12 protein-coding genes are annotated in these 18,337 nt (G+C 74.6%); 5 read left to right on the top strand and 7 right to left on the bottom strand.

Going from position 1 to position 18,337, the window contains the following annotated elements; genetic code table 11:
• Positions 1 to 67: 67 nt before the first annotated feature.
• A complete protein-coding gene (locus tag ABZX67_RS18120; RefSeq protein ID WP_355361194.1) occupies positions 68 to 3,427 on the bottom strand; it encodes a tetratricopeptide repeat protein in 3,360 nt (1,119 codons plus the stop codon).
• Positions 3,428 to 3,573: 146 nt separating this feature from the next.
• Between ABZX67_RS18120 and ABZX67_RS18115 the strand changes: the two genes are divergently transcribed.
• Positions 3,574 to 4,509 (top strand): hypothetical protein, encoded by a 936-nt coding sequence (locus tag ABZX67_RS18115; protein ID WP_355361192.1) that lies wholly within the window; start codon positions 3,574 to 3,576, stop codon positions 4,507 to 4,509.
• A 117-nt stretch (positions 4,510 to 4,626) separates the two neighbouring features.
• Here ABZX67_RS18115 and rsgA read toward each other — a convergent pair whose 3' ends face one another.
• The gene (gene rsgA / locus ABZX67_RS18110; protein ID WP_355361190.1) at positions 4,627 to 5,760 is read right to left on the bottom strand and encodes a ribosome small subunit-dependent GTPase A; all 1,134 of its coding nucleotides are present in this window, start codon (positions 5,758 to 5,760) and stop codon (positions 4,627 to 4,629) included.
• Between the two features lie 308 nt (positions 5,761 to 6,068).
• On the opposite strand from rsgA, the gene ABZX67_RS18105 reads away from it, so the two are divergent.
• From ABZX67_RS18105 to ABZX67_RS18090, 4 genes are read left to right on the top strand one after another with little or no spacing between them, the layout of a single operon-like run.
• Positions 6,069 to 6,500, top strand: coding sequence for a CU044_2847 family protein (locus ABZX67_RS18105; RefSeq protein WP_355361188.1), 432 nt, complete (start codon positions 6,069 to 6,071; stop codon positions 6,498 to 6,500).
• A 28-nt stretch (positions 6,501 to 6,528) separates the two neighbouring features.
• On the top strand, positions 6,529 to 8,523 hold the full coding sequence (locus tag ABZX67_RS18100) for a trypsin-like peptidase domain-containing protein (RefSeq protein WP_355361186.1): 1,995 nt from the start codon (positions 6,529 to 6,531) through the stop codon (positions 8,521 to 8,523).
• A complete protein-coding gene (locus ABZX67_RS18095) occupies positions 8,520 to 9,575 on the top strand; it encodes a MoxR family ATPase (protein WP_355361184.1) in 1,056 nt (351 codons plus the stop codon). The genes ABZX67_RS18100 and ABZX67_RS18095 overlap by 4 nt, the downstream gene beginning before the upstream one ends.
• 6 nt (positions 9,576 to 9,581) lie before the next feature.
• A complete protein-coding gene (locus ABZX67_RS18090) occupies positions 9,582 to 14,000 on the top strand; it encodes an SAV_2336 N-terminal domain-related protein (RefSeq protein WP_355361182.1) in 4,419 nt (1,472 codons plus the stop codon).
• On the opposite strand, the gene ABZX67_RS18085 is transcribed toward ABZX67_RS18090, so the two are convergent.
• The 5 genes from ABZX67_RS18085 to ABZX67_RS18065 form a co-directional block, all read right to left on the bottom strand.
• The gene (locus tag ABZX67_RS18085) at positions 13,975 to 15,243 is read right to left on the bottom strand and encodes a cation:proton antiporter (RefSeq protein ID WP_355361180.1); all 1,269 of its coding nucleotides are present in this window, start codon (positions 15,241 to 15,243) and stop codon (positions 13,975 to 13,977) included. The two genes, ABZX67_RS18090 and ABZX67_RS18085, sit on opposite strands and share 26 nt — an antisense overlap.
• 1 nt (position 15,244) lies before the next feature.
• A complete protein-coding gene (locus tag ABZX67_RS18080; RefSeq protein ID WP_355361178.1) occupies positions 15,245 to 15,715 on the bottom strand; it encodes a TrkA C-terminal domain-containing protein in 471 nt (156 codons plus the stop codon).
• Positions 15,716 to 15,813: 98 nt separating this feature from the next.
• Positions 15,814 to 16,377, bottom strand: a complete 564-nt coding sequence (locus ABZX67_RS18075; protein WP_355361176.1) for a DM13 domain-containing protein — start codon at positions 16,375 to 16,377, stop codon at positions 15,814 to 15,816.
• 115 nt (positions 16,378 to 16,492) lie between these two features.
• Positions 16,493 to 17,608, bottom strand: a complete 1,116-nt coding sequence (locus ABZX67_RS18070) for a HAMP domain-containing sensor histidine kinase (RefSeq protein ID WP_355361174.1) — start codon at positions 17,606 to 17,608, stop codon at positions 16,493 to 16,495.
• Positions 17,601 to 18,293 (bottom strand): response regulator transcription factor, encoded by a 693-nt coding sequence (locus ABZX67_RS18065; protein ID WP_355361172.1) that lies wholly within the window; start codon positions 18,291 to 18,293, stop codon positions 17,601 to 17,603. Before ABZX67_RS18065 ends, ABZX67_RS18070 begins: the two co-directional genes overlap by 8 nt.
• Positions 18,294 to 18,337: the final 44 nt, after the last annotated feature.

Here is an 18,337-nt window from a genome sequence, read left to right as displayed (position 1 = left end):
GCCGGGCCGCCGGGCGCGGTCCGGCGGTTTTCGGACACCGCGTTCGTTCTCCCGATCACCCGGTCGTTCATCCCGGTGCGAGCGCGTTCTCGGTCGCCCGCGTGGCCGGGTGCCGTGATCCCAGCACCTCCGCCTGGTGAGGGAGCAGCCCGGCGAGCAGCTCCCTGGCCTCCGCCGGGCGGCCCGTCCGCAGCAGGACGTCCGCCAGGCGGGCCCGGGTGGCGAGGGTGTGCGGGTGACGGGCGCCGTTGCGCCGCGCCTGCTCGGCCGCCGTCGCGGACAGCAGCTCCACCGCCTCCTCCGCCGCCACCGCGTGTCCCGCCCCAGCCCGCCCGAGCAGCTCTCCGAGGCGTGAGCGGGCGTCCAGTACGTCGGGGTGGCCGTCGCCCAGCACCCGGGCCCGGTCCGCGAGGACCGTGCGCAGCTGCGCCACGCCCGCCTCCGGGTCTCCGGCGGCGGCGGTCCACCACGCGATGCCGAGGCGGGTCGTCAGGACCTCGGGGTGGTCCTCGGAGCCGTACACCTCGATCCGCTCGTCGCGCAGGGCGGTGAGCTCCCGCACCGCGCGCTCCGGGTCGCCGGTCTCCCCGTGGATCCAGGCGATGTTGTGCCGGGTGATCAGCACGGTGGGGTGGCGGTCGCCGTTGACGCGCCGCTGGTCGGCGAGGAGTTCCTCGTGGAGCCGCAGCCCCTCCACCGGGTCGCCGAGCTCCCAGGTGTAGCGCGCGATGTTGAGCCGTACGAGGAGCGCGTCGGGGTGGTGCGGGCTCTTGACCCGCTCCACCTGCGGGAGCAGGTCGCGGTACGCGGCGAGGCCCTCCCGGGGCCGGCCGCCCTCGGCGGTGAACTTGCAGATGTTCATGCGGCTGAAGACGACTTGCTCGTGGTCCTCGCCGAAGACCTCGACACGGTCGCGCAGCAGTCGCTCGTGCATGGCGAGCGCCTCATCCGGCCGGCCGAGGCGGCCGTACCAGTACGCGATGTAGTGGCGGCTCTCCAGGACGTCCCGGTGCGTGGGCCCGAGGACCCGGATCTGGTGCGGGAGGAGCTCCTCGTGGAGCCGCAGGCCCTCGGCCATCGCCCCGCCGCGCCCGGTCCAGTAGGCGATGTGGTGGCGGGTTTCGAGAGTCCGCCGGTCGTCGGGCCCGAGGACCCGGGTCTGGGTGGCGAGGAGTTCCCGGTGGAGCGCCACCGCCTCGGCGAAGCGGCCCGTTTGGCCAGTCGCGTAGGCGATGCGGTGCCTGCTCTCCAGGGTGTCCTCGTCGTCGGGCGGCAGGACGCGCGACTGCACCTCCATCACCGCCTCGTACATCGCGCGCGAGGTGCTGTACGACCCGGCGCGTCCGGCCCAGTAGGCGGCGTGCTGGCGGGCCCGCAGGGTCGCGATGTGCTCCGGGCCGGGCCGGGCGGACAGCCGCTCGCACCAGGCCAGCCACCGGTCGCGGTTGGCGGCCGCGTCGGTCGAGGGCCGGGCCTCAAGACTGGCGAGTACGCGCTGGTACTCCCCCAGCTCCCACAGGTGTACGGGCTCGGCGTCGCGCGCGTACGCGTGGAGGGGATCGTCCGGATCGTGCTGGGTCATGGGTGCCATTGTGCCGAGCGCTTCGGCGAGGGCGCGGTGCCCTTCCGCCGGTGACAGCCGCCCCTCGAGCTCGGCCGTCTCCGCGATGTGGTCCACCATGGTCTGGTGGTCGGCGCCGATCATCTCGCCGACGCGGGGCTCGGGGACCCGGCTCAGCAGCCCGGGCAGCAGCTCCAGCACCTGGTCGAGTTCGGGTTCGGTGCCGGGGCCGTGGAGGTGCGCGGCCGCCTGGAGCAGGAGCGGGCGGGGCAGCACCGGGCCCTGGCCCACGGCGCCCAGGACGTTGAGCACGGCGTCCACCCACTCCGCCCGGCCGCCGGGCGCGTTCCTGCGGGCGCGGTCCCAGGCCTCCTCGTACAGGGCGTCGTGGAGGGTTTCGGAACCGGCCGCGGTCCCGGCCTGGACCAACAGGCGGACCGTCTGCCAGTTGCCGGCGGCCCGCCGGAGGATGTCGGCACGCCGACCGGCCCCGCCGCCCTCGGTGCGGAGGTACCCCTTGATCTGCTCGTCGGAGGCGGGGGTCATGGGCAGCCGGTGCCAGGAGGCGGGCAGCCGGATCCCGTCGCGGCTGGTGACGACGATGCCGAACCAGGGAGGCGTGCCCTCGACGAGGCTGTCCAGCGCCTCGGTCAGGCGCGGGATCTGGCTCGGTTCCATCTGGTCGAGGGCGTCCACGACGACGCGTACGGGCTCGGTGGACGCGCAGCGGGACAGGGGCTCGGCCAGCAGGCGCCGCTGCGGCGGCATCGCGTTGCGTTCGGACTGCGGCACTTCGCTCCGGAACGCCGCTTGGGCGGCCGCGAACCCGGGGAGGTAGGCGGCGAGTTGGCGGGCGATGTCCGAGAGGACCCGTTCGTCCGCGGAGGTCGGACCCAGGTGGTGCAGGGCCCTGACGCGGAACTTCGCGGCGTGCGCGAGGAGTTCCGGTCTGCACAGCGCGGCGGCGAGCACGCTCTTGCCGTACCCCTTGCGGCCCACGACCGCCACCGCGCGGTGGGTCGTCACCGCGTCGATGATCCCGGGCAGCGACTCGGGCGTCTGGAACCGCCGTAGATGCGTCAGCTGCGCCTCGCCGGGCGGGCTGAACGCCAGCACGCTGAACGCCTTGACGTAGGCGGCGTTCTTGGCGATCCAGTGCGGCCGCGCGGGGTCGGGGCCGCTGTAGGCGCCGCCGTGCGCCACCGTCTGCGGCTGCTGCCCCCTGGTCGCCGAGCCCGCCGCCCAGCGCAGCTGGTCGTGGTGGAGCAGGCGGTCCAGACGCGCGTGGCCGTCCCGCAGCACCCGGTTGACCTCGCGTACGAACGACAGGCCGTAGGCGGGCTGGTCGGTGGAGGCGGAGGTGAGGACCGCGATCTCACGGCCCCGTTCCATGGAGGCGGGGAACCAGTCCTGGGCGGCGGCCAGCGCGGCGACACCGGACTGGCAGGCGTCGATGACCACGGCCAGCGCGCGGACGTCCCCGTGCCGGGTCAGTCCGTCGCGCAGGCCTGCCGGGACCGAGTAGGCCGTCCGTACGTCGAGCGCGGCCGGGCTGGTGGCCACGGGGTAGAGGAAGTCGTCGTGGCGGACGCCGACTCCGTGGCCGAGGAAGGCGAGCAGGAGGGTGGCGGGCCCGTCCTGGGCGGACGCCGTGGTGTGGGCGAAGGCGGCGGCGACCGCGTCCCGCACGGCCTCGACGCCGTCCGGGTCGAGCAGCAGGCCGCCGCCGTGGGCGGGCAGGCAGCCGCCGCGGTCGTCGTCGAGCAAATGCGCGTTGAGCGCCTCCGCCTGACGCGCGAGGTCGTCCAGGTGCCGGCCGGAGCCGTCCCACTGCGCGGCGATCACCAAGGAGAAGCGGTTCGACATCGCGCCATTATCGGTGAGGGTCGGGCAAGGGCCGGTGCACGGTGGCGAGTTGACCGTCCGCAGGGTGAGAAGGGATCCTGGTGCGACAGCGACAAGCCCGGGCCGGTGACGGTCGGCGCCGGGCCGGCGGAGGGGGACCGCGCACGGTGGCAGAAGTCGTTCTCGTCCATGGCATCGGCCCCTTGGACCAGTCCGTCGGCGAACTCCACGGCGAGTGGACCGCGGCGATCAGCGGAACCCTGCGGGCGGCCGGTGAGACGGACCTCGCCGACCGGCTCGCGACCGGGCACGTCACCACCGCCATGGCGTACTACCGCGACCTCTTCAAGCCGTACACGCCCCGCGACGAGTGGGACCAGCCGCTGCCCGAGACGATGGCGGCCACCGCCCAGCGCGTCGGCCGGGACTTGCTGGAGAACGTGGAGGACCACGCCGCCAACCCGGACGACCGAGCGGAGGCGGCACGGGAACTGACGGCGTTCCGTGAGGATCTCGGGCCCGAGCAGGGCGTTCCGGAGCTGCTCCGGCTCACGGTGGGCAGCCTGGCCCGCTGCGGCATCGTCGCCCGCTCGGTCTTCGGCGCGCTGAAGACCACGCTTCTGCGGAACCTGGCCCAGGTCGCCGCGTACTTGGAGGACGAGGACATCCGGGAGCGGGCGCAGCAGGCCGTGCTGGCCGAGATCGGGCCGGAGACGCGCGCGGTGTACGCGCACTCCCTGGGGACGGTCGTCGCGTACGAGGCACTGCACCGGCTGGACGCGCCGCTGCCGCTGCTGGTGACCTTCGGTTCGCCGCTGGGGCTGCGCACGATCGTGCGGGAGCGGGTGCGGCCGCAGCCGCCGTGCGCGCCCCCTCAAGTGGCCCGCTGGGTGAACGTCGCCGACCGCGACGACTACATCGTGGCGTCGATGAACCTGCGCAAGGTGCTGACGGGTCCGTGCGAGGCGCTGGAGGAGACGAGGAAGGTCTCGAACCCCGGTTTGGACGCGCATCCGGCGGTCAAGTACCTCGGCCACGACGAGACGGTGCTGCCGCTGGCCGAGGCGCTGCGGGGCGGCGTCGCGGAGGCGGCCGCTCACTGACGCGGCCGCTCACTGACGAGGGGTGCCCACGCGGGGTGCCCGTGCCCGGAAGGTAGGGAAGGCACGGACACCCGTGCCGGCCGGCCCGGTCGTACGGGTCGTGCCGGCGGTACCGCGTCAGCTCACGCGCCCCCGCTTCGCCTCCATCGCCGCGCGGCCCTGCGCGCCCTTGCGCTTCCAGTCCTTGCGGATCTCCGCGCGCAGGCGGGCGTCGGTCTTGGCGACGATGTACTGGTTCTCGCGGAGGAGCTTGCGGTAGCTGTCCAGGCGCCGCTCCGGGAGGGTGCCGTCCTCGATGGCGGCGAGGACCGCGCAGCCGGGCTCCGCCCGGTGGGCGCAGTCGTGGAACCGGCACTCCGCCGCCAGCTCCTCGATCTCGGAGAACACCTGCCCGACGCCCGTCCCGGCGTCCCACATGCCGACGCCCCGCAGTCCGGGCGTGTCGATCAGCACGCCGCCGCCCGGCAGGAGGAGCAGGTTCCGGGTCGTGGTGGTGTGCCGGCCCTTGCCGTCGACGTCGCGGATGGCCTGGACGGCCATGGCGTCCTCGCCGAGCAGCGCGTTGGCGAGGGTGGACTTGCCCGCGCCGGAGACGCCGAGCAGCACGCTGGTGCCGCCCGCCACGACGGCGGCGAGCACGTCGACGCCCTCGCCGGTGGCGGAGCTGACCGGCAGGACCTGCACGCCGGGTGCGGCGGTTTCGACGTCCTGCACCAGATACGACAGTCCCACGGGGTCGGGCACCAGGTCCGCCTTGGTGAGCACGACGAGCGGCTGGGCGCCGGACTCCCAGGCGAGCGCGAGGAACCGCTCGATCCGGTTCAGGTCGAGCTCACCGGCGAGGGAGACCGCGATGACGGCGTGGTCGACGTTGGCCGCGAGGATCTGCCCCTCGGACCGCTTGGAGGAGGTGGAGCGCACGAACGCGGTACGGCGCGGCAGATACGCGCGTACATACTGCGGAGTGCCGTCGGGGTCGACGGCGGCCCAGTCACCGGCGCAGACGACCCGCAGCGGATCGTGCGGCGTCACGAAGGCGGTGTCCGCGCGGACGAGCCCGTCGGCCGTGACGACGTCGCACTGGCCGCGGTCGACCCGTACCACCCGGCCGGCGAGCAGCCCCTGGGCGGCATACGGGGCGAATTCCGCCTCCCACACCGCATCCCAGCCGTACGGGGCGAGGGGATGCGGCGCGGAGGAAGAGGTGAAGGCAAAAGAAGAGGAAGAAGACGACGAAGTCGACGAGGACAAGGGGGAAACCCTTCGAGGAAGGGTGACCTCCGGCGAGGGCGCGAGCCCGGACGGGCACGCGGCTCAGGAATGCGTTGCGTCAGCCGGAGGCCACGGGAATGGCGATGACAAAGGACTGGATGCGGGCAGCGCCCAGCGCAATGACAGTCATCGGTCAACACCTCCCGCCCATAGTTCTGACGTTCTCGTCGTGGTCGTGCGAACGGCTTTACCGTAGGCCACTTCCGCCCACTCGCGCCAATGTTTTTTCCTAGCATGTGACGCGACGGGTGGGCGGCGGGCGGTCGTTGAGGAACTGAGGGGGGCTCATGTCACAGCCGGTGCGGTTGGAGATGCCGGACGGCCAGGTCATCTGGGCGACGGTCGCCGAGGAGGGCGGACCGAGCGACTCCGGGATCGGCGAGCGGCTGGTCGAGCGCCTGGAGGGGTTCCAGCAGTCGCTGCGCGCGATCGCGACGAACACGCGCGCGGCCGTGGCGGGGGCCATGCCGGACGAGGTCACCGTCGAGTTCGGGCTGGAGCTGGCGGCGGGCCAGGACGGCGTGGTGGCGGCCGTGGTCGGCGGCAGCGGCAAGGCCGCGTTCAAGGTCACGCTGAAGTGGAACGGCCCCGGGGCGGTGCCGGTACCGGTAGCGGCACCGGTGCCGACCGCGGTGCCGGCGCAGCCGCCGCTGCCGCCGCAGGCAAGCCGGCCGCCGGCCACGGCACCGGCTTCGCCGTCCGCGACCTCCCAGGACTGAGGAGCCGAGCCCCATCACGACGACCCCGATGCACCGGCCTCCACCCCTCGCGCTGCTCCAGGAACTGCTGGAGAGCTGCCGCGTCCGCGTCGACGGCGTGACCAGAGGGGCGGGTTTCTTCGTGGCGCCCGGTTTCGTGGTCTCGTGCGCGCACGTCGCCGGCGCGCGGCCCGGCGCGCGGGTGCCCATCGAGTGGCAGGGCGTCCGTTACGAAGGGATCGTGCGGACGGCGTCCGCGCCGCCGCCCCGGCCCGGGCGGGGCCTGTGGCCGTACCCCGACCTGGCCGTGCTGGAGCTGCGCGACGCGCCGCCGGGCCACCCGTGCGTCTGGCTGCACGGCCTGCTGCCCGCGGCGGGCACGCCGCTGACGGCGGCGGGTTTCTCGGACACGTACGAACCGGGCGTGCCCGCCGCGCGGACGGCCGAGCTGCGCCGGGGCGGGAGCACCTTCCTGCACGGCGGCCGGATGATGGAGCTGGCCGGGGCCGAGGTGAACGAGGGCCTGTCCGGCGGGCCCGTGCTCAGCCAGGCGTCCGGCGGCGTGTGCGGGGTCGTCAAGGCCACCCGACTCAAGGGCAGCGACATGGGCGGGCTGGCCACGCCGGTGAGCGCGCTGCGGTTGCTGGACCCGGACGTCTACCGGGCTCTGATACGGGCCCACGACCGGTTCCACGGCGAGGACGCCCGCTGGTCGCGGGCCGCCGACCGCGTCCACGCGTACGGACCCACGGAGGGCGGTGACACTCTGGCGGCGGGACTGAGCAGCGACGAGCACCGTCACCTGCTCGCGCTGCTCGCCGCCTTACCGGTCGCCCCGTCGGCCGGGGCGCACCGCGCCGCGTTCCTCGCGGCGGCGGCGCCCGGCGCCGCGCCGCAGGAGGACTACCCACTGCTGGACCACCGGGACGTCTTCACGGATCTGGCCGCCCAGATGCCGCCGGAGGACGGGGAGTTGCCGTACGAGCTGGCCTTCGCCGCCGATCGCGCGGCGCGGGGCGGCGGGCCCCGGGACGCCGTACAGGAACTGCGCGACCGGGTGCTCATCGTCGCCGGCCGGCTGGGGCTCGGCGACGAGGCGCAGCGGCGGCTGGCCGGCGGGCGGGCGGCCGGGGAGCGGCCGTCGATCATCGGGCGGGTGCGGCACTCCCTGCGGGACCGGGAGTTGTACCACGTGATGGTGTGGCGCTACCGCTCCCGTGCGGACATCGTGCCGGTGGCGGCGGAGTCGGAGGCGCTGCCGCTGAAGGAGGCGCTGGGGCTCCTCGCGGAGCTGCTGCCGGAACAGATCGACATCATGGGCGGGGTCACCAGCCCGGGTCTGATCGAGTTGATCCTGCCGAAGGAGGCGCTGGACGAGGAGTTCCCCGACTGGCTGCTGTGGCCGGACTACCCGTGGTTCGCGCTGGGCCGCAAGCAGCACGTGGTGGTGCGCCCGTTGGAGCGGCACGAGGCTCCCGAGCTGCACGCCGCGTGGGAGCGGCGCTGGGAGCACCTGGACGGCCGGGCGATCGGCGAGGCGCTGGTGTGCGTGTGCGGCCGCGACGGGCAGAACCAGGCGGCGCTGGGGGCGTCGTTCGACGGGGACCCCACGCTGGCCGCGCTGGCGCTGGCCGGTTCGCCGCGCTCGTCGGCGCCGGTGTCGGACGCGTACCGGGTGGCCGTCGCCTCCGGAGTGCCGCTGATGACGTGGCGGCGGGGCGCGGCGGCCTGCGCGCGCGGGGACGGCGGCAGGTGCGGGGCGCCGGGGCGGCAGGCCTGCCCGGGTGACCGGTTCTTCGCCGAGGCGCGGGCGGCGCTGGCCGGGACGGCCCGGGACGAGCTGCCGGAGAAGGTGTGCGCGCTGCGCAACGAAGCGGTCGCCGCGGCGGGTGCGGGCGAGGACCACATCGGCGAGCGGATCGTGCTGCTCTGGGACGACCCGCGGCGGCAGATCCCCCGACGGCCCCTGTCCCCCGCCGAGGCGGGGGCCGAGGAAGGACTGGCAGGACCACATGAGGCAACCCACATGAGGCATACGACATGAGGCGAACGGCGCGCACGGCGGGCGAGTGGCGGATCTACCAGGGCGTCAGCGAGCCGCACGACGGCATCGACAGGCTGCCCGCTCCCCCACCGTGGCGGGACTTCGGCCGCGGCGTCGAGCCGACGCCGTTCGACCGCGACGCGGACGCGGACGGCGGGCGGCGGCTGCCGCACGCGGACGCCTACCGCGCGGACGAGGCCACCGTCGAGGCGGTCAACACCGCGCTGTACCTGCGCAGGCCGCTGCTGGTGACGGGGGACCCGGGCACCGGCAAGTCGACGCTCGCGCACGCGGTCGCGCGCGAGCTGCGGCTGGGCCGGGTGCTGCGCTGGCCGGTCAACAGCAAGTCGGCCCTGCGGGACGGGCTGTACCGGTACGACTCCCTCGGGCGGCTCGAGGAGGCGGGGGTGGCCCGCGAGACGGGCGATCCGGCGCCGGTCACGGACCTCGGCCGGTTCGTCCGGCTCGGGCCGCTGGGCACGGCGCTGGCGCCGTACGCACTCCCGCGGGTCCTGCTCATCGACGAGATCGACAAGAGCGACATCGACCTGCCCAACGACCTCCTGGACGTGTTCGAGGAGGGCATGTTCGAGATCCCGGAGCTGTCGCGCGTCGCCGACCGGCAGCCGACGGTACGGGTGCGCCCGGCCGACGACGGTGAGCCGGTGACGGTGACCGGCGGCACGGTGCGGTGCCGGACCTTCCCGTTCGTCATCCTGACCAGCAACGGCGAGCGGGAGTTCCCGCCCGCGTTCCTGCGCCGCTGCGTACGCCTCCACCTGCCGGGGGTCGACGACGAGGAGCGGCTGCGCGCGATCGTGCGGGCCCATCTGGCGACGGCTGCGGACGACGCGGACGAGGTGATCAGGCGGTTCCTGGCGCACGCGGCGACGGGTGAGCTGGCCACCGACCAGCTCCTCAACGCCGTGTACCTGGTGAGCCGTACGAGCGGTGACGGCGCGCCGGACCTCGAGCGGCTGACGGAGCTGGTGTTCCAGCACCTCGACGTGACGGTGCCCGCGCCCCCGCGGGCGCCGTCGGCCGGGTCGTGACCGGTCGTGACGATCGAGCGGCTCGGCGCCCTGCTCGGCGCGCTGGATCAAGGCGGCGGGCCGCCGGGCCCGCGTGACGTCGCCGAACTGATCTGGCTGGCACGGAACCTGCCCGCGCCGCCGCCCGGGGAGGTGCCCGCGTCGGGCGGGGCCTCCGGCGCGGCCGAGACGGCGGACCCGTCCCCGCCGGACTCGTCCCCGCCCGGCCGGGCCGGTCCGGTTTCGTCCCGGTCGGCCTCGGAGCCCCCCGCGTCGGCGGATCCGGGTACGCGGTTGTACCTGCCGCGGCCGGAGGCGTCACCGGAGGCTCCCGCCGTGACGGCCGCTCCGACCGCTGCCGTCCCAGTGCGCCTGACGGCCCCGGCCACGCTGCCGCGCGCCCGCGAACTGGCGCGTACGCTCCGGCCGTTGAAGCGGCGTGTCGCGTCGGCTGTCCGTACCGTGCTCGACGAGGACGCCACGGCGGACCTGGCCGCCGAGCGGCGGCACTGGCTGCCGGTGCTGGCCCCGGCGGCGGACCGCTGGTTCGACGTCACGCTGATCCTGGACGCGTACGGGGACGGCGCAGCCTTCTGGGCTCCGCTCGGGCGGGAGCTGACCGAGCTGCTGCGGCGGACGGGCGCGTTCCGCGACGTACGGACGTACTGCCTGCGGCCGCGCGCCGACGGGCGGCCCGGTCTGGCACCGGCCGCGTCAGCCGCCGGGACCGACGTCGCGTCCGCGTTGCGGGCCCCGGCGACGACGCTCGACCCGACGGGCCGCACGATCACGCTGGTGCTGACGGACGGCGTCGCGCCGCAGTGGCGGTCGGCGGCGTTGCGCACGGCGCTGCGGGACTGGGCGACGGCAGGCCCCGCGGCGGTCGTCCAGCCGCTGCCCGAACATCTCTGGGACCGCACGGCGCTGCCGCCCGCACCGGTGCGGTTCCGCTCCACGGGGCCGGGCACGCAGGGCGGCGCCCGCCTGGCGTACGCCCCGTACGGGCTCGGTGCCCGGGCTCCGGAACCGGGCGACGTCGCCGTGCCGGTGCTGGGCGCCACGCCCGAGTGGCTGGGGCCGTGGGCGGCGGCGGTGGCGGGGGCGGGCGCCTTCGACGGCGCGGCGGTGCTGCTGCCCGCGGCGTCCGAGGCACCGCTGCCCCGCGGGCCGGAGCCGGCGCTCCCGGTGGCCTTCGAGGACTTCCGCGCCACCACGCAGCCGCGCGTCTTCCGCTTGGCGGCCTACCTCGCGGCGGCGCCGCTGAACCTGCCGGTGATGCGGATGGTGCAGTCCACGATGGTGCCGGACAGCCCGTTGTCCGACCTCGCGGAGATCGTCTTCAGCGGCCTGCTGCGCCGGCTGCCGGGGCCGGACGGCGGGGAGGGGCTGGACGCCGCGTACGAGTTCGCGCCGGGCGTGCGGGAGCGGCTGCTGGGCACCATCCGGCGCGACGAGGCCGACGAGGTGATCGCGGCGGTCTCCGCGTACACCGACGGGCGGACGCGCGGCGCGGGCCCGCGCTTCACCGCGGCGGCCCCCGCCCCGGGCGGCCCGCTCGCCCTTCCGGCGGGGGCGCGGCACTGGGCGGAGGTGCGCGGTCTGGTGCGGCGCCGACAGGGCCTGCGGGAGGAGGCGCAGGCGGCGGAGGGGCGGCGGTTCCTGATCACGCTGGGGGCGGAGCAGGCCGCGGGCCAGCGCCGCACGGTGAGCGTGCACAGCGTCGGCGACATGGCCGGCCTCCTCATCGACTCGGGCTACGTCCACGCCCTGCCACAGCTCACGTTCCGCACCGACGGCGCCGAAGGGGCGCTGCGCGAGATCGACGCGTGGGCGGCGGAAGCACAGCTCGGTCCGGCGGACGCGGTGGTGGTGTACAGCGGCCACACGGACTGGGCGGCCGGACGATACCTGCTGCTCGCGCACGGTGGGGGTCCGGGAGTGACACCGGAGGCGCTCTACCGTCTGCTGGCGGCCCGCGGGCCGGGGCACGCCCGCGGGCCGGGGCACGTGCTGTTCCTGCTGGATGTGGAATCCGAGCGGAACCCGGGCGGGCTGCCGCTCGTCGGCGTGCCGCTGGGTCGCACCGCGCTGTCCGTGCTGGCGGCCGCCATGCGCGCGGGGCCGGGCGGCGGGACCGCGCTGGCCGAGGCCGCCACGCGGGTCCTCGGGAAGGCGACGGCCGATGAGGGGCAGGCGTTCCTGGACACGGCGGAGACGCTGGAGAGCATCAGACGCACCTACGAGGACGTCGTCGAAGACGACGACACCGCACCGTCATGGGCCCTGTGGGCCACCGACGGCGGCCCGGGCGCCCCGCTCTTCCCGAACCCCCTGCGCACCCCCGCGCTCGCCGCGCTGTGGTCCTGGTTGCGCGGCGACCGCCACGACGGCCGCATGCGTGTGGTGACCGGCTCTCCCGGCACCGGGAAGCTGCTGCGACGGTTGGCCAGGCTGTTCCCCGCGGCGTCCTGGCTCCAGGCGAACGACCGCAGGTTCGGACTGTCCCTGAACCAGTCTCTGATGTCGGCGGGCACGGGCCCGGAGCCGGTCATCCTCCTCGTCGACGGCCTGGACGAGGCCGGGGATCCGGAGCAAGTCGCCCGGGAGCGGCTGCGGCCGGTCGGCGCGCTTCCCCGCGTCCGGCTCGTCGTGGCCGCCCGCCCGGAGTCGCTGCCGCTGCTCGGCCCGGCCGTCGAGGTCCTCGACCTCGACGAGGAGGCCTACCGTGCCGCGCCCGAGGACTTCGTGCGCGCGCTGCTGACCGGCGTCCCGGACGCCCGTGCGCTGGCGGCGACCGTCGTCGACTGGGCGGGCGGGTCCATCGCCCTCGCACGCTCGCTGGCGGGCGCCGTGCTGGACGCCCGGCTCTCCTCCGACGCGCCCGACGACTCATGGGAGGCCGAGGCCGAGGCCGCCGCCGACGCCCGGCTGAGCCGCTTCGGGGACGACCGGACGGAGATGGAGCGGTGGCTGCTGCCGCTCGCGTACGCCGAGCACACGGGTTCGCCACTGCCGTCGGACGTGTGGACGGCCCTGGCCGACGCCCTGTCAGGCGGCGGTGGCGGGCGGCGGGACACCGGCTGGGTGGTGAAGGCCGCCGCGGACCTGTTCGAGCTGGGCACGTACCGGCTCTGCCGTGCCGTGACCCATTACCTGCGCGCCGGCGACGACCCCGGGTCCGTACAGGCGCTGATCACGGAAGCGTTGCTGGATCTGGTGCCGCGCAGGGCGGACGACGGCCGGCGGGACTGGCCCGCGGCGCCGCCGTACGTCCTGGCGCACCTGTCCACGCACGCGGCGGCGGCCGGGGCCCTCGACCCGCTGCTCGACGGCCGGGAGTTCGTGCTCCACGCCGAGCCGAACCGGCTGCTGCGCGCGCTCGGTTCCGTCACGACGCACCACGGCCGGCGGGTGGCGGAGGTGTACGAGGCGTCGGCGCCCGCCCATCTCGGGCTGGGCCCCCGGGAGCGGGGCGGTGTCCTCGCCGTCGAGGCGGCGACGCGGCGCGGGTTCCGGCGGCTGGCCGACTCCTTCGCGCGGCACCTGCCGTGGTATCCGGTCTCGGCGGGGGTGGCGGGCCTGTCGGTGGTGGGCGTCTTCTCGACCACGATCACGCCGGTGCCGACGCTGTTCCTGGGCTGCGACGACGGGTCGGTCGTCGTACGGCAGCTGCCGGGGGGCACGCGAGACCATGTGCTGGCCGGGCACGAGGGGCCGGTGCGCGCCCTGGACTGCATCACCATCGAGGACCGGCCGCACGCGGTCACGGGCGGGGAGGACGGGACGGTACGCGTCTGGGACCTGGCGACCGGCGCCTGCCGTTCCGAGTACACGCTGCCCGAGGACCGCCCCGTGCGTGCGCTGGCCTGTACGACGATCGACGATGCTTCCTTCGCCGTACTGGGAACGGACCAGGGAATCGACGTGCTCCGCTTTCCGTGGAGCGGACAACGGCGCTGGGTATCGGGACGGCCGACCCGGCGGCCTGTCACCTCACTGGTGTGCGCGACCGTGGAAGGCAGCCCGTTCGCCGCGCTGGGGACGGCCGAGTCCCTTGCCGTCTGGCGTTTCGTCGGCGAGACGACGGGGATCTCGTCGTGGCCCGTGGCGGCCATGACCGGGGCGACCCTCGACGGGCACCCTCATGTGCTGCACAGCAGGGGCGACGAGGTCGTGTACGCCTGGAACGCGGCGACGGACGTACAGACCGAGCTGTTCCGCGCCGACGGCGCCGTCACCGCCCTCGCCACCACCGTCCTCGACGGCCGGCCACACATCGTGACGGCCGAGCTGCCGGGTTCGCTGGCGGTCCGGGACCTGACGAACGACTGGAAGCAGACGATCGTCCTGCCGCGTCCCGCCCGCTCCCTGACCGCCGCCGGCCAGTACGTCGCCGTGGCCATGGACCACGGCGCGGTGTTCATCGACCTTCGGCCGGGCCGCTGACGGTCACGCCGTCCCTCGCACCGTTCCCCGCGCCGTCCGCGATCCGCTCGTGCTCGTGGCCGGGCGGCGGATCCGCGCGCGGCCCCGGGCGGCGGAAGAGGCGTACGCGCCGCAGGGCCGGCTCCGTCCAGCGGGCGGCGAGGGGGCCGAGGATCACCAGGATGAGGACGTACGCCGTGGCCAGCGGCCCGACGCGCGGTTCGGTGGCGACCGCGAGGCCCGCGATGACGATGGAGAACTCGCCGCGGGCGACCAGCGCGCCGCCCGCGCGGAGGCGGCCCCGGCTGCCGATGCCGGCGCGGCGGGCCGCGTACCAGCCGGTGATGATCTTGGTGATGGCGGTGACGAGGGCGAGCAGCAGCGCGGGCACCAGCACCGGCGGGATGTCGGCCGGGTCGGTGGACAGGCCGAAGAAGACGAAGAAGACCGCGGCGAACAGGTCGCGCAGCGGAGTGAGGAGCTTGCGGGCGCCCTCGGCGACCTCGCCGGACAGCGCGATGCCGACCAGGAACGCGCCGACCGCCGCGGAGACCTGGAGCTCCTGGGCGACACCGGCGACGAGCACGGTGAGGCCGAGGACGACCAGGAGCAGCATCTCCGGGTTGTCGGAGGACACGGCGCGGCTGATGAGGCGGCCGTGGCGGAGGGCGGCGTACAGGACCAGGCCGACCGTGCCGAGGGCGATGAGGACGGTGATGCTGCCGCCGGCGAGGCCGACTCCCGCGAGCAGGGCGGTCAGGAGGGGGAGGTAGACGGCCATCGACAGGTCCTCGATGACGAGGACACCCAGGACGACGGGGGTTTCGCGGTTGCCGAGGCGGCCGAGGTCGGTGAGGACCTTGGCGATGACGCCGGAGGAGGAGATCCACGTGACGCCGGCGAGGGCGACGGCGGCGACGGGGCCCCAGCCGAGGAGGAGGGCGGCGGCGGCGCCCGGGGTGGCGTTGAGGAGGAAGTCGACGGCGCCCGACCGGGACTGTGTCTTGAGGCTGGTGACGAGCTCGGTGGCGCTGTACTCCAGGCCGAGGAGGAGCAGGAGGAGGATGACGCCGATCTCGGCGCCGACGGCGACGAAGTCCTCGCTGGCCTTGAGCGGGAGGAGGCCGCCGTGGCCGAAGGCGAGTCCGGCGAGGAGGTAGAGGGGTATCGGGGAGAGGCCGATGCGCCCGGCGAACCGTCCGACGAGTCCGAGGCCGAGGATGACCGCTCCCAGTTCTATGAGGAGCGCGGTGGTGTCGTGCATGTCATCCTCCGGCGACGATCGCGGAGAGGGCGTCCACGCCCTCACGGGTGCCGACGGCGACCAGGGTGTCCCCCACGGCCAGCCGGAACTCGGGGCCGGGTGAGGGGTGGACGCTGGTGCGGCGCAGGACGGCGACGATGGAGGCGCCGGTGCGCGTGCGGGCCCGGGTGTCGCCGAGCAGCCGTCCCGCGTAGGGCGAGCGGCTGTTGACGGGGATGTGCTCGGTGACGAGGTCGAGGCCGTCGGTGCGGATGGCGTCGAGCGGTGTCTGGTCGATCAGATGGGCCAGCGCGGTGGCCTCGTCGGGGGTGAGCGGCACCGACGCCTCGCAGGTGTCGGGGTCGTCGGCGCGGTAGAAGCCGAGGAAGCGGCGGCCGTCGTTGTGGACGACGACGGAGATGTGCTGGCCCGCTTCGGTGGTGAAGTCGTACTGCGTTCCGACGCCCGGCAGCGGGGTCCGGCGGGTTCCCATGGTCGCCCCTCCCGAGGTGGCGCATGTGCGCGGTCAATGGCGGCGAGAAAGAATGGCCGAAAAGAAGTGGCCAGAAAAGGATCTTCTTTACCCTATCATTACACTTCCTTCAGTGCCGCGGCACCGAACGAAACGTCGAAGCGGTCGCACCAGATGCTGACGCTGGTGTACGCGGCCGGGTCGACTCCGGCGGGCAGCGGGTAGTTCTGGTCGCCCTTGTTGCCCTTGAGGTCGCCGAGGCTGACGTACGCGCCGTCGTCGAAGACGTGCCAGCCGGCCTTGCCCTCGCGGACGGGGGCGTCGGTGAGCCAGACCTTCAGGTCGGGGCCGTTGCTGGTGTCGAGGTTCTCCAGCCGCAGGACGTGGGAGCCGTCGGCGAGCTTCAGCAGACGCACGGTGCCGGAGGTGCCGTGCTCGTGGCTGATCAAGGTGCCGCTCGCGACCGTGCGGGGCGCGGCCGGGGCGGTCGGGGCGGCCGGTGTGGCGGTGGGCGTTGCGGTGGGCGGCGGCGCCACGGCCGACGGCACCGACTCGTCGACGGTCGCGTCGCTCCACAGCTTCCACGGCTGGAACCAGTACAGCCCGAAGCCGAGTGCCACCAACGCGAGCGCCAGGGCGCCGATCACCACCGGGCTGGTCATCAGACGTCGTACGCGGCTCATATCTGCCTCCTGGTATCCGCTGTTCCTGGTCCCATTCAACGCGGGGTACCCGGCGGCAGGGGTGTGGGACCCGATGACGAAAGTCTTACGCCACCAGGACTTACGCCCCCGAGGCTCAGGCCTCCGGGGCGGCCGGGAGGACGACCTCGAAGCGGCAACCGCCCTGGACGTTGCGCACGTCCGCGCGGCCGGCGTGCGCCTCGACGATGCCGCGCACGATGGCCAGGCCCAGGCCCGCTCCCGCCGGCGGCGTCCGGGCCGCGGTGCCCCGCCAGCCGGTGTCGAACACCCGAGGAAGATCATCCTCCGGTATGCCGCCGCAGCCGTCGGTCACGGAGAGCACCACCTGGTCGGCGCGGCGCTCGGCGGCGACCGCGACGGTGCCGTCGGCGGGGGTGCGGCGGATGGCGTTGACCAGCAGGTTGGCCAGCACCCGGGTCATCTCGCGGCCGTCCACCTCCACCGGCACGGCGTCGACGCGGTCGCCGACGAGCCGCACGCCGAGCTCGCGGGCGAGCGGATCGGCGCCCGCGATGGCCTCCCCCACCAGGTCGTACACGGATATCCGGGCGGGCGCCAGGGAGAGCGCGCCCGCGTGGATGCGGGAGAGGTCGAAGAGGTCGCCGACCATGGCGTTGAGCCGGTCGACCTCGGTGCGCATCTGCCGGAAGTAGCGCTGCGGGTCCGGCGCGACGCCGTCCTCCAGGGCCTCGGACATGGCGCGCAGGCCGGCGAGCGGGGTGCGCAGGTCGTGCGATATCCAGGCGACGAGCTCGCGCCGCGACTTCTCCAGGGCGTGCTCCCGCGCCCGGGAGGCGGACAGCTTGGCGCTGGTCGCGGCCAGCTCGCGGCTGAGCTCGGCGAGCTCGGCGGTGGCGGCGCCACCGGGTGCGGCGAAGCTGCCGCCGTCGCCGAAGGAGCGGGCCGCCCGCGCCAGTTCGCGGCTGCGGGCGACGACCCAGCGGCCCAGCAGCAGCGCGGTGGCGAGGGCGACGACGGCGGCCATCGCCACGACCGTGGTGATCACGGAGAAGTCGTGCGGCTCGAGGAACATCGCCTTGCAGACGGTGAGGGTGCCCGCCAGCATCGCGGTCACGGTGACGGCGGCGACGATCGTGAGCGAGACGACGACCGACCGGTGGCGCAGCACGCGCAGCACCAGGGCCCCGACGATCCCGGCGGCGGCCGCGCCGGCGAAGGCGTACGCCGCGATGAGCAGCAGGTCACGCATCGCCGCCTCCCGACCCGGAGTCGAAGCGGTAGCCGACGCCCCACACCGTGCGGATCAGCCGGGGGTTGGCCGGATCGTCCTCGATCTTGCCGCGCAGCCGCCGCACATGGACGGTGACGGTCGACAGGTCGCCGAACTCCCAGCCCCACACCTCGCGCATCAGCGCCTCCCGGCTGTGGGCCTGCCCCGGGTGCCGCATGAGATGGCCGAGAAGGTCGAACTCGCGCAGTGTCAGCGCCAGCTCGCGGCCGTCCTTGGTGGCCCGCCGGGCGGCCGGGTCGAGGACGATGCCCGCGATCCTGGCCGGCGCGGGAGGCGGGGGCACGGCGGTCCGGCGCAGCACCGACTCGACGCGCAGCACCAGCTCGCGCGGGCTGAAGGGCTTGGTCACATAGTCGTCGGCGCCTATCTCCAGGCCGAGGACGCGGTCCTCCTCGTCGCCGCGCGCGGTGAGCATGATGACCGGCACGGGTCCGCGCTCGCGCAGCGTGCGGCACACCTCCAGGCCGTCCATGCCGGGCAGCATCAGGTCCAGCACGACCAGGTCGGGCCACCGCGCGGCGGCGAGCCGCAGCGCCTCGGGTCCGTCGGCCGCGCGCGCGACGGAGAAGCCGGCCCGCTCGAGATAGCCGGTGACGACCTCCGAGACGGTGGGGTCGTCGTCCACGACGAGGATGGTGCGCATGTCCGCCAGTCTGGCGCACGGCACCGACAACGCCGCGGCCTCGG

The organism is Streptomyces sp. NPDC003036, from assembly GCF_040611175.1.
Taxonomy (GTDB): domain Bacteria; phylum Actinomycetota; class Actinomycetes; order Streptomycetales; family Streptomycetaceae; genus Streptomyces.
Note: the sequence above shows the minus strand (reverse complement) of the source record. Positions and strands in the feature narration are given on the sequence as shown.

Excerpts from the sequence above, each read along its gene's own strand:
- ABZX67_RS18105 (WP_355361188.1), top strand. The coding sequence starts at position 6,069 with ATGTCACAGCCGGTGCGGTTGGAGATGCCGGACGGCCAGGTCATCTGG.
- ABZX67_RS18075 (WP_355361176.1), bottom strand. The coding sequence starts at position 16,377 with ATGAGCCGCGTACGACGTCTGATGACCAGCCCGGTGGTGATCGGCGCC.
- ABZX67_RS18080 (WP_355361178.1), bottom strand. The coding sequence starts at position 15,715 with ATGGGAACCCGCCGGACCCCGCTGCCGGGCGTCGGAACGCAGTACGAC.
- ABZX67_RS18100 (WP_355361186.1), top strand. The coding sequence starts at position 6,529 with ATGCACCGGCCTCCACCCCTCGCGCTGCTCCAGGAACTGCTGGAGAGC.
- ABZX67_RS18120 (WP_355361194.1), bottom strand. The coding sequence starts at position 3,427 with ATGTCGAACCGCTTCTCCTTGGTGATCGCCGCGCAGTGGGACGGCTCC.
- ABZX67_RS18085 (WP_355361180.1), bottom strand. The coding sequence starts at position 15,243 with ATGCACGACACCACCGCGCTCCTCATAGAACTGGGAGCGGTCATCCTC.
- ABZX67_RS18065 (WP_355361172.1), bottom strand. The coding sequence starts at position 18,293 with ATGCGCACCATCCTCGTCGTGGACGACGACCCCACCGTCTCGGAGGTC.
- ABZX67_RS18070 (WP_355361174.1), bottom strand. The coding sequence starts at position 17,608 with ATGCGTGACCTGCTGCTCATCGCGGCGTACGCCTTCGCCGGCGCGGCC.
- ABZX67_RS18095 (WP_355361184.1), top strand. The coding sequence starts at position 8,520 with ATGAGGCGAACGGCGCGCACGGCGGGCGAGTGGCGGATCTACCAGGGC.